This is a genomic window from Pseudomonas sp. Z18(2022), from assembly GCF_036346535.1.
Taxonomy (GTDB): Bacteria; Pseudomonadota; Gammaproteobacteria; order Pseudomonadales; family Pseudomonadaceae; genus Aquipseudomonas; species Aquipseudomonas yamanorum_A.
Genome location: NZ_JAOTOA010000001.1, coordinates 20,744 through 31,615 on the forward strand (window position 1 = coordinate 20,744; position 10,872 = coordinate 31,615).

General features: G+C 62.5%; 8 protein-coding genes. 3 read left to right on the forward strand and 5 right to left on the reverse strand.

Features of this window, described 5'->3' with window-relative positions:
* The first annotated feature begins 5 nt into the window (after window positions 1-5).
* The gene (locus V3W39_RS00100) at window positions 6-470 is read left to right on the forward strand and encodes a hypothetical protein (RefSeq protein ID WP_177078356.1); all 465 of its coding nucleotides are present in this window, start codon (window positions 6-8) and stop codon (window positions 468-470) included.
* Window positions 471-640: 170 nt separating this feature from the next.
* Here V3W39_RS00100 and V3W39_RS00105 read toward each other — a convergent pair whose 3' ends face one another.
* Window positions 641-2,746 (reverse strand): TonB-dependent receptor family protein, encoded by a 2,106-nt coding sequence (locus tag V3W39_RS00105; protein WP_177048681.1) that lies wholly within the window; start codon window positions 2,744-2,746, stop codon window positions 641-643.
* A 412-nt stretch (window positions 2,747-3,158) separates the two neighbouring features.
* On the opposite strand from V3W39_RS00105, the gene V3W39_RS00110 reads away from it, so the two are divergent.
* Window positions 3,159-4,346: an acyl-CoA dehydrogenase family protein gene (locus V3W39_RS00110; protein ID WP_177078360.1), complete on the forward strand. Its 1,188-nt coding sequence runs from the start codon at window positions 3,159-3,161 to the stop codon at window positions 4,344-4,346.
* Window positions 4,347-4,354: 8 nt separating this feature from the next.
* The gene (locus V3W39_RS00115; RefSeq protein ID WP_177048678.1) at window positions 4,355-5,443 is read left to right on the forward strand and encodes a sigma-54 interaction domain-containing protein; all 1,089 of its coding nucleotides are present in this window, start codon (window positions 4,355-4,357) and stop codon (window positions 5,441-5,443) included.
* A gap of 34 nt (window positions 5,444-5,477) precedes the next feature.
* Here the strand turns inward: V3W39_RS00115 and V3W39_RS00120 are convergent, their stop codons facing one another.
* From V3W39_RS00120 to V3W39_RS00135, 4 genes are all read right to left on the reverse strand, one after another.
* Window positions 5,478-7,283: an ABC transporter ATP-binding protein gene (locus tag V3W39_RS00120; protein WP_330211862.1), complete on the reverse strand. Its 1,806-nt coding sequence runs from the start codon at window positions 7,281-7,283 to the stop codon at window positions 5,478-5,480.
* Window positions 7,284-7,698: 415 nt separating this feature from the next.
* Window positions 7,699-8,211 carry a GNAT family N-acetyltransferase gene (locus tag V3W39_RS00125; RefSeq protein WP_330211863.1) on the reverse strand — a complete coding sequence of 171 codons (513 nt, stop codon included), beginning with the start codon at window positions 8,209-8,211 and terminating at the stop codon, window positions 7,699-7,701.
* Window positions 8,208-9,650, reverse strand: a complete 1,443-nt coding sequence (locus V3W39_RS00130) for an MFS transporter (protein WP_330211864.1) — start codon at window positions 9,648-9,650, stop codon at window positions 8,208-8,210. Before V3W39_RS00130 ends, V3W39_RS00125 begins: the two co-directional genes overlap by 4 nt.
* On the reverse strand, window positions 9,647-10,855 hold the full coding sequence (locus V3W39_RS00135) for an acyl-CoA dehydrogenase family protein (RefSeq protein WP_259198432.1): 1,209 nt from the start codon (window positions 10,853-10,855) through the stop codon (window positions 9,647-9,649). The genes V3W39_RS00130 and V3W39_RS00135 overlap by 4 nt, the downstream gene beginning before the upstream one ends.
* Between the last annotated feature and the right edge of the window lie 17 nt (window positions 10,856-10,872).

Below are 10,872 nucleotides of genomic sequence, written 5' to 3' on the forward strand. Positions count from 1 at the left end.
CGCCGATGTCTACTACCGTAACACCCGCCGGTGGCGGACCGACTACTCAAAAAGCCTCGACGTCGGTATTCGACGACAAGTTGAATATTTCCAAGTCGAGCAAGGTGATCGCTGATTACATGCGCCAGTCGGGCAAGTCGGCGATTACCAAGCAAGAGCTTTCGCAACTGGCCAGCAATGCCTCGGGCAAGGTGCCCGCCGATGTGAGCGCTGCGGCCCAGTATATGGAGCGCCACCCCGACGTGTTCACCGCCATCGAAACCCATGACGTGGCGGGTGCCGATAACCTCTCCGGCGTATGGAACTTCGACTGGGCGGCCAACGGTGGCCTGAACGGCACGGCCACCGATGCGATCGCCAAGATGCAGGACACCTTCGATTTTGCGATTGCCAAGTCGGCGCAGATCACCGAGATCAGCACCGGTAAAAAGGCCGAGCTGGATTCGACCAAGCAGCGGCCGCAGAACTAGGTTTCTGGACGCAACAAAAATCAAATGTGGGAGCTGTCGAGCTTTAGCGAGGCTGCGATAGCGGTGGGCCAGGCAACATCCATGTTGACTGTGCTGACGCCATCGCAGCCTCGCTAAAGCTCGACAGCTCCCACAGGATTTCCTTTGTTCGTTAGAGCGCCGGCCTGCGGTCAGAAGTGAAACGCGACCCCAGTGGTCACGTTGAACGCATCCCCCACATAGAAGTTGGCCGAATCCTGGCCCTTGGCGTCATACGCGGTGTTGGTGGCCGTGGCATAGCGTTTGTTGGTCAGGTTGCGCGCATCGACGAACACTTCCCACTTCTTGCTCGGTGCCTCATAGCCCACCTTCGCGCCCCACAACGTGTAAGACGGCGCACTCAGTGAGTTGGCAAAGTCGACGTAATAGCTGGACGCCGCCCGGGCGTTGAGCTGCGCATAGAAACCGCTGCCCTGGCGATATTCCAATTCAGCCTGGTAGACCTGCCGTGGCAGGCCCGGCAGTTGGTTGTCACCGAACACCGAGTCATTGCGGTAGTGGAAGTCGTTGAAGGTGTAGGCCTGGCGCAGGGTCACCGTGTCGCCATTGCCGCCGTCCCACAGCTGCGCATTCAAGCCGGCTTCGATGCCCTGGTGAATGGTCGCGCTGCCGTTGGAGGTGGCCACCAGTTGGTCCTGGGTAGCGGTTGCCTGGCGCACCACCACCGACAGCAATTCTTTCTGCACCCACGAACGGTAGACCGTCAGGCTCCCGTCGAAAATACCGTGGCTGCCGCGAATCCCGAACTCCACGGTGTTGGCTTTTTGTGGCCGCACATCGCGGATATACGGCGTGCCGGTGCTGCCCAACTGCCAGGTCACCGGTGGGTCCACCGAGCGGCTGACGTTGCCGAACACTTCGAATTCCGGGGTCAGCTGATAACGCAGGCCGATGCGCGGCGCGACGTCGGTCTCGTCGTATTCCACGCCACTGGGGAACGCGCTGGTATTGGTGCTGGTGCTGTATTCGATCTGTGCCTTGCGCTTGATATCAATCAGCGACAGCCCGGTGGACAGCCACGTACGGTCATTCAGTTGCAGTTCGTTGCCGAGGGAAAACACCGTGTCCCGGGAGCCGGTGTAGTTGGTTTTCTGCTGGGTGATGCCGGTGGCCTTGCTGTGGGATTTCACATCGGCCAGGTACGCCAGGGTGTTGCTGAAGGTCACGCTGCTGTCGCTGCGCAGGCCGAAGAAGGTGTCGGCGGTGCGCAGGTAGCGCAGGGTCAGGTTGACGTCCTGGGAGCGCCATTCCTGGGGCGTTGGCGAATAACGCCAGCCGTTGTCCAGCGGGTAGTCGTTGTAGCCCAGGCCGACTTCGAGCTTGGCATTGTCGTCAAAGGTGTAGGTGGTGGTGCTGCCCAGCAGGGTCGAGCCGTCCTTCTTGCGCCCGATGGGCACGAGGTTGCTCGTGGGGTCGTGCTTGAGCTGGTATTTGGTCAGGGTGTTGCCCTGGCTGAGGGTTTCTTCCTTGTAGCGAATGTAGAAGCGCGTCTCCAGTTGCGGGCTGAACACGTGGCCGAAGTTGGCGACGATCCCCTGCCCTTTGTTCGGCGTGTTGTCCTGATAACCGTCACGCTCGTTGTGCTGGATGCTGACGTAGTAGTCGTTGTCGCCGTCCACGCCGCCGGTGCTCAGTTGCTGCTTGCGGTAGCCGAAACTGCCGGCTTCGAAGCGTGCGTAGTTGCCCGGATCGGTGCGGCCGGTCTTGCTCACGAAGTTGATCGCGCCACCCAGTGACAACGCCGAATAACGGAAGGCGTTGGCGCCATAGAGCACCTCGGTGTGGTCCACGGAGGCCATGTCCAGCATGTCTTCCTGGGTGCCGCCCGGGCCGGTCAACGGCAGGCCGTCGTAGAGAAATTTGATCCCCAGCACATAGCCTTGGTAGAAGGTGTTGAGGCCCGAACCACGGATCGAAATCTTGTTGGCGCCCGAGCCGCTGGTGGCCTGGGCGAAGACCCCCGGCTGCAACGCCAGCACGTCTTCGGCATTCGCCGCCCGGCCCTGCTCGATCTTGCGGTTGTCGATCACCGCGGTTTTGCCGGGCACCTTGGCCAGTTGCTTCTCGGCTTTTTGCGCTTCGGTGGCTTCGGCGCCGGTGACCACCACCGTGGCCAGGGTGGGGTCTGTCTGGGCGGCAACAGCCGCACCGTGTATCAGCATCAACAGCACGCCAAGGCTGGACGCGGTGGCCAGTGACTCAAAACGACGAGCGCGTGGTTCAAACAGTTGCCGCATGGACTCAATACTCCTGGGGTCTCTAATTAGTTGGAGCATCTATTCGTATAGTCGCGCTCTGTTTTCAACTTTGCAGGGTTCGTGCCACGTCAAAACATCAATAAACGCTGGCCCAGCGCGTAATTTAACCGCCATTGGCGCAACACTTTGCTGGTGAAATGTTCGATTCACAACAACGCTTAAAAAACACATTCAATTATATGTTTAATCGATAAAAGCATAACCAAAGCCCCGCCCCACAAGCCTCGGACCCAACTGTGCAAATCCCAACAGCGGACCAACAAAAGTTGCATATCCGACACTCTTCGTTCTTGCACACCCATAAGAAAGCGCAAGTTATCGGCCCACTATTACTTGGTATGAGTCTTGCTCCATCCAACATTCAGGGAAATTAATTAAATGGGGTATTCACGTGACGGCCAACTTACTCTGCACCCGCAGGACGCCGCTGGAGATTGCCCGTGACCTGGCGAGCGAATTCGCCCGCACCGCCGTCGACCGCGACGCCAGCGGCGGCACGCCCAAAGCCGAGCGCGACAAGCTGCGCGGCAGCGGCCTGTTGTCCCTGAGCATTCCCGGGCAATTCGGCGGGCTGGACGCCAACTGGTCGGAAACCTTCGAAGTGGTGCGCGAATTCGCCCGGGTCGACAGCTCCATCGCCCACGTATTCGGTTTTCATCACCTGATGCTCGCCACCGTCCGGTTGTTCGCCACGCCCGCACAGTGGCAAACCTGGTTCAGCCTGACGGCCAGCAACAACTGGTTCTGGGGCAACACCCTGAACCCGCTGGACACCCGCACGGTGGTCAAGCGCCACACCGGCTGGAGGGAATTCTCGGGGCAGAAGAACTTCTGCTCCGGGGCCAACGACTCGGAAATGCTGATCGCCTCGGCCATCGACGAAAGCGCCGGCGGCAAGTTGCTGATCGCGGCCATTCCCAGTGCCCGCAGCGGGATCATCCTGCACAACGACTGGAACAACATGGGCCAGCGCCAGACCGACAGCGGCAGCGTGACCTTCAAGCGCGTACGTGTGGAAGAGTCCGACCTGCTGCTGGACCCGGGCCCGCTGAGCACGCCATTTGCCTGCCTGCGCCCGCTGATTGCGCAACTGCACTTCGCGAATATCTTCCTCGGCATCGCCGAAGGCGCGTTCGAAGAGGCGCGCCAGTACACCCTGGAAGAAGCCCGCCCGTGGTTCCGCTCCAGCGCCAGCCACAGCACCCAGGACCCTTACATCCTCAGTCATTACGGCGACTTCTGGGTGGCGCTGCAAAGCACCCGCCTGTTGGTGGAGCGCGCCGGCCAGGTGCTGGACGCGGCATGGGCCAAGGGGCCGGCACTGACCAGCGAGGAACGCGGGGAAGCGGCCATTGCCATCGCCACCGCCAAAGTCGCTGCCAGCCGCAACGGCCTGGAGTTGTGTAGCAAGGTCTTCGAGGTTACCGGCGCACGGGCGACCAACGCCTCGGTGGCCCTCGACAGGCACTGGCGCAACCTGCGCACCCAGAGCCTGCATGACCCGCTGGACTACAAGCTTCATGAACTGGGCGAATGGGCACTGAACGGTACCCCGCCCATCCCGACTTTTTATTCATAGGGATTACCATGCAACTGCTGACCTTACCGCCCTCGCCCGCCCTTGCCACCTCCATCCGCGCCACCGCACAGGTGTTTGAAGACCCCAGGTCCAAGGCCTTGCTCAAGCATGTGCAACAAGTCGCGCCGAGCGAAGCCAGCGTGCTGATCATCGGCGAAACCGGCACCGGCAAAGAGCTGGTGGCGCGGCATATCCACAACCTCAGCGGCCGCAAGGAACAGCCGTTCGTGGCGGTGAATTGCGGCGCGTTCTCCGAATCCCTGGTGGAAGCCGAACTGTTCGGCCACGAGAAAGGCGCGTTCACCGGCGCCCTCGGCGCCAAGGCCGGCTGGTTTGAAGAGGCCAACGGCGGCACGCTGTTCCTCGATGAAATCGGCGACCTGCCGATGTCGATCCAGGTCAAGCTGCTGCGGGTGTTGCAGGAACGTGAAGTGGTGCGCCTGGGTTCGCGCAAAAGCATTCCGATCAATGTGCGGGTGTTGGCCGCCACCAACGTGCAGCTGGAAAAAGCCATCAACGCCGGGCATTTTCGCGAGGACCTGTTCTACCGCCTGAACGTGGTCAACCTGGAACTCAGCCCGCTGCGGGACCGCCCCGGCGATATCCTGCCGCTGGTGCAGTACTTCATCGACACCTACACCCGCCGCCTGGGGTATGGCGAGGTCATCCTGAGCAAGGACGCCGAGCAACGGCTGGCCACCTACAGTTGGCCGGGGAACATCCGCGAACTGGAAAACGTCATCCACCACACCTTGCTGATCTGCCGCGACGGCGTGATCCAGGCCGATGACCTGCGCATGTCCAACCTGCGTATCGAACGCCAGGAAGACAGCACCACCGCCCATGACCTGCTCGAGCAGGCCTTCCAGCGGCTGTTCGAGGAGCAGATCGACAACCTCCACGAACAGGTCGAGCGCAGCCTGCTGACCGCCGCCTACCGGCTGTGCCACCACAACCAGGTGCACACCGCCGAGTTGCTGGGGTTGAGCCGCAACGTGACCCGCACCTTACTGATCAATCTGGGTGAGCTGAAGGTCAACAAGCGCCGGCCCCTGGCCAACGCCAAGGATGACCGGGTGCTGCACCTGTCGATCTGAACCCCACAGGCGGCGTACTCGGTACGCCGCCTGATCACAGCACCGCTTCGTCCAGGGCATCGCTGAACTGGCGACTCCACAACCGCGCGTATTGCCCGCCCTGGCGCAGCAGTTGTTCGTGGCTGCCGTCCTCGACCACCCGACCATTGTCGAACACCAGGATCCGGTCCAGATGGGCCACGGTGGACAGCCGGTGGGCGACCACCAGCACGGTCTTGTCTTCCATGATTTCGTCGAGCTTGTCCTGGATAAAGCGCTCGGTGATGGAGTCCAGGCTCGAGGTGGCTTCATCCATCACCAGGATCGGCGCGTTCTTCAGCAACACCCGGGCGATCGCAATGCGCTGGCGCTGGCCGCCGGACAACTTGACCCCGCGCTCGCCCACCAACGACTCGTAGCCGTGTTCCATGCTGTCGATGAATTCACTGGCGCCGGCGCGGTGAATGGCCTCGGCGACTTCGTCCATCGAGGCATCCAGGCGGCCGTAATGAATATTTTCGCGAATGCTGCGGTGGAACAGGCCGGGCTCCTGGGGAATCAGGCCGATCTGCTGGTGCAGCGAATGCTGGGTCACATCGCGCACGTCCTTGCCGTCCACCAGCACCTGGCCTTGCTGCACGTCGTAGAGGCGCAGCAGCAGGCTCAGCAGCGTCGACTTGCCGGAGCCCGAAGCGCCCACCAGGCCGACTTTCTGGCCGGCGGGGATGACGATATTCAACTGCTCGAAAATCGGCCGGCCGCTGCCATAGCTGAAGCCCACGTCGCGAAACTCGATATCCCCGCGCTTGACCTGCAACGTCTTGGCACCGGGTTGGTCGATGACTTCGTGGGGGCGAATCAGGGTGCGCACGCCGTTGGCGATATTGCCGGTGGCTTCGAAGAATTCAAGAAAGCGCCGCGACAGGTTGCCCACGTCACTGATGATCAACAGCGACAAGCTGGTAGACATCACAAACGCGGCGATATCGATGCGGTGACTGCGCCACAGGTACAGGGCAAGCAGCAACAGCCCCAGCTTGAGCACCACGCCACAACTGGTCTGGAACCAGCGGATGCGCTCCATGTAGCCGAGTGAGCGGTAAGCGGCGGTCACCTCCTTGTCGAGGAAGGTGCCCAGGTAACTGTGCTCGAACGCATGCCGGGCAAACAGGCGGATATTGGCCAGGTTGGACACTGCATCCACCACCTTGCCGGTGCTGGTGCTGCGGGCGGCCGAATACTGTTGAGCAAGGGGATGACTGCGCCGCGCCAGCAGGTAACAGATGGCGATAAACGCCAGCGACCAGCCGGCCATGAACAGCGCCAACAGCGGCGAAGCCGTCCACAGCAGCGCTGTCGCCAGGCTCAGCGTTACCAGCAGCGGGATCAGGTCGAACAGCAGGATGCTCAGGGTCTGGTTTACGCCAAGCGTCACCTCGGACACCCGGTGCGCCAGGGCGCCTGCGAACTCGTTGCTGATAAAACGGTGGGAGTGCTGTTGCAGATAGGCGAAGACCACGTGGGTGACTGTGCGCCGCTGCAACGGCAACACATGGATGTGGCAGCCTGCCGCTGCACGGGTGAATAACACCTCGCACACCAGCAGCACCGCAAACAGCGTCAACGGCCAGCGCAGCACCTCAAACGCCCGCTCCGCGTCCAGCCCGTTGCTGACGGTGCGGGTGATCTGCCCGAGGCCCCAGGGAATCAGGATCGAACACACCACGGCGGCAATCTGCAGCAGCAGAATCGCCAGGTACCACCCTTTGAAATGACCGATGAAATGCCGCACAAAGGCCGCCGGGGTCGACGGCAAGTGCTGGACATCCCAGGTGCGAAACGATGAAAAAGACGAGCTCATGGCCTATGGCATTCCTGAATGACGCCTGTGGCCGCGCAGCTTTCAGGCAAAAATGGCACCGTTGGTGCTTGATGGTCAGCAAATGGAACAGACAACCGAATCACCTGTGGCAGGGGGCTTGCTGTGGCAGGGAGCTGCTGTAGCAGGGAGCTTGCTGTGGAGAGGAGCTTGCTGTGGCGAGGAGCTTGCTGTGGCGAGGGAGCTTGCTCCCGCTGGGCTGCGCAGCGGCCCCAAAATCCTGGGAGCGCTTCGCACTCCAGCGGGAGCAAGCTCCCTCGCCACAGCAAGCCCCTCGCCACAGCAAGCCCCTCTCCACAGCAAGCTCCCTCTCCACAGCAACCTCCCTCTCCACAGCAGCTCCCTCTCCACAGCAAGCGTACTCACCACAGCAACCTCCCTCACCACAGGTTCAGTGTTACGTTTGCGATTGGTAGCGAATTTCCTCCAGCTCACGACCGCCCCGGGTGAGGGTCCGGCTTGATTCGGCCTGCGCTATCCAACCGGCGTTTTGGTAAAAACGCACTGCCCGCCGGTTTTCAGCCAGCACCCACAACGTCGCCGTCTCCAGGCCCTGGCTCGCAAGATGCTCCAGGCCCCTGAGCCACAGCGCCCTGCCCACCCCGGTCCCCCAATGCTCGGCCAGCACATACACCGCCTGCACTTCACCGGTTTTTCCAGAATCCGCATCCTCATCACGGCTCGGGCTCACCGCAATCCAGCCCACCACACGCCCCTCGACCTCCGCGACAAATACAGCCTCGTTTGCCTGCTCGATCGACTGCCGCCAAAAGGCTTCGCGCCTGGGCTGTGTCGCTTCCAGCGAAGCCAGGTAATCCGCCGGCATCAGCTCACGATAAGCCTCCTGCCAACTGCGAATATGCACCCAGGCAATGTCACCTGCATCTTCGATACGTGCCGTGCGAATCATCCAGTACCCTCTGCGCGTTTTGCATAAATCGCCGAGCCCGCCTGCGGCGACAGCCTGCGATAAACCAACCCCGATAATGCACACAGCAATCCGGCACCCGCCATGATCCAGGCGATATCGCCCTGCTCCACCGTGGCATGCCCACGCACGGCCATGATCAAGCCGAGCAAGGCCGCCGCGATGCCCACCGACAGACTCAAGGTCAGTTGAATGGTCATCGCCGACAGGCTGCTGGCGCGGCTGGACTGCTCCGGCGGCACGTCGGCGTAGGTCAGCGCCCCCAGGGTGCTGAATTGCAGCGAGCGAATGATCCCGCTGCCAAATAACACCAGTATTACAATCCAGTAAGGCGTTGATACCTCGAACAAGCTGCACGCCAGGATGGTTGCACCTGTGAGCACGGCGTTACTGATCAAGGTACGCCGGAAACCGAAGCGGCTGACGATGCGTACCGCCAGCATCTTCATCAGCAACGCACCCACGCCACCGGCAACACTCAACAGCCCGGCCTGCAACGGGTTAAGCCCGAAACACAGCTGAAACAGCAGCACCAGCAAAAACGGCTGTGACGCACTGCCGATGCGCATCAGGTTGCCGCCCCAGAAACTCACCGCAAACGTCGGGATTTTCAGCAGTGAAAAATCGATCAACGGGTGCGCCGTGCGCCGCGCATGCCGGACATACAGCCAGGCACTGAACAGCCCGCCTCCAATCAGCAGCAATGCCCACTGTCGCGGCAACAGGCCGTGGCCCAGCACCTCGAAACCGAACACCAGACCACCCAGCGCCACACCGCTGAGCAACAGGCCGGGAACGTCCAATGGCTGGCCGGGCGCCCCGGAATAATCCGGGATGTAGCGCAGCACCAGGATCACCCCGAGCACGCCAATCGGCAGGTTGATCAGGAAGATCCAGTGCCACGACAACACCGTCACCAGCAGCCCGCCCAGCGGCGGCCCGAGCAACGGCCCCACCAGCGCCGCCACCGTGAGGTACGACATGGCGCGCAGCAGGTTTTCCCGTGCCGACCAGCGCAGCAGGATCACCTGCCCCACCGGCACCATCATCGCCCCCGAAGCGCCCTGGGCCAGACGCGCCAGGGACAATTGCAGCAGCGAGCCCGAGCAGGCACACGCCACCGACGCCAGGGTGAACAGCACAATCGCGCTGATAAATACCCGGCGCGGCCCGAAGCGGTCGGCCGCCCAGCCGCTGACCGGCACAAACAGCGCCACCGCCAGCAGGTACAGCGACACCACCAGGTTCATGCGCACGCTGGGTTCGCCGAAATCCTGGGCCATCTGCGGCAGCGCCGTGAGCACCGCCGTGGCGTCGATCAGTTCCATGAACAGCGCACAGCCGATGATCATCGGTACCCGTCGCGCGTGCCCGGTGCCCACCTCGCCCAAAGGGTGTGAAAGGTCGAGGGCTTTGTTCAAAACAGCCCCGAGGTCGGTGGCGGCGTGCCCTTGAGCTGCCAGGCGCCCACGGCCGCGGCCTTCCAGTGCCGGGGATTGTGGTTGGCCACGGTGCGCGCGTTGCGCCAGTGCCGGTCGAGGTTATGGGCACGGCCGGTAGTGGACGCGCCACCCACGTCGAACACCAGCTCTGCAGCCTTGAGTGCCGATTCGGCCGCGATGTATTGCGCTTGCGCCACATCCACTGCGGCCTGGTCGACGGCCACCGCATCCAGGTCGGCAGCCCAGGCGCGGTCGATGGAGTCGGCCGCGTGCAACACCACCGCTTCGGCGGTAAAAGCCCGGGCCGACACGTCGCCCACACTCAGCTCTACATACGGGTCATCCACCGAGCGCGTGGCGCTGCTGTGCTTGATGGGCCGCGCATGTTCCTTGGCGAAGGTCACCGCGTCATTCAGCGCATTGCGTGCGATACCCGCCTGCACGGCCGCGAGGAACACCTGCAGAAACGGCGTGACAATCGTGCGCTTGCCTTCCTCGACCGTGCGAGTGCGGATCTCGCTGGCCAACACCTGCACGTCATGCAGATGGGTGGTGCCGCTGGCGGTCAGGCGCTGGCCCATGGCATCGAAATCATCCAGCAGCTCAAGGCCCTGGCGGTCCCGGGGCAGGATGAAAGAGACAGGCTGGTCATTCTCGTCCAGGGCGACGGCACTGACCCAATCGGCGTACAACGAACCGGTGCTGTAGTACTTGCTGCCGGACGCGCGAAAGTGCTCGCCGTCACGCACGATGCGCGCGCTGATGGAACCGTTGGCGCCGCCGACTTCCCAACCGGCATTGCCGATCACGGCGCCTTGCAGATAGCGTGCGAACCAACGCTCGCGCTCCTCCTCCGCCCCTTCGGCGCGGGACGCCAGCAGGCCTTCGACAAACCCGAAACCGGGGCGCAATGCCTGGGCCACGTTGGAGTCGGCCGAGGCGATGCGAATCAGCAAGGCAATCACGTCCTTGACCGAACCGCCAGCGCCGCCAAAACGCTTGGGAATCCGCACGGTAAACAGCCCGGCCTGGGCGATCTGCGCCACCGCCTCATACGGCAGCTGGCGGTCGCGTTCGCGTTGCGCGGCACCGGCGGCGATCTGCGGCAGGATGCGGTCGGCGCGGGCGTTCAGTTCGGCCACCGTCACAACCGGCGGCTTGGGTACAGCAGACAACTTGCTCATGGCACTTCCTTGATTCA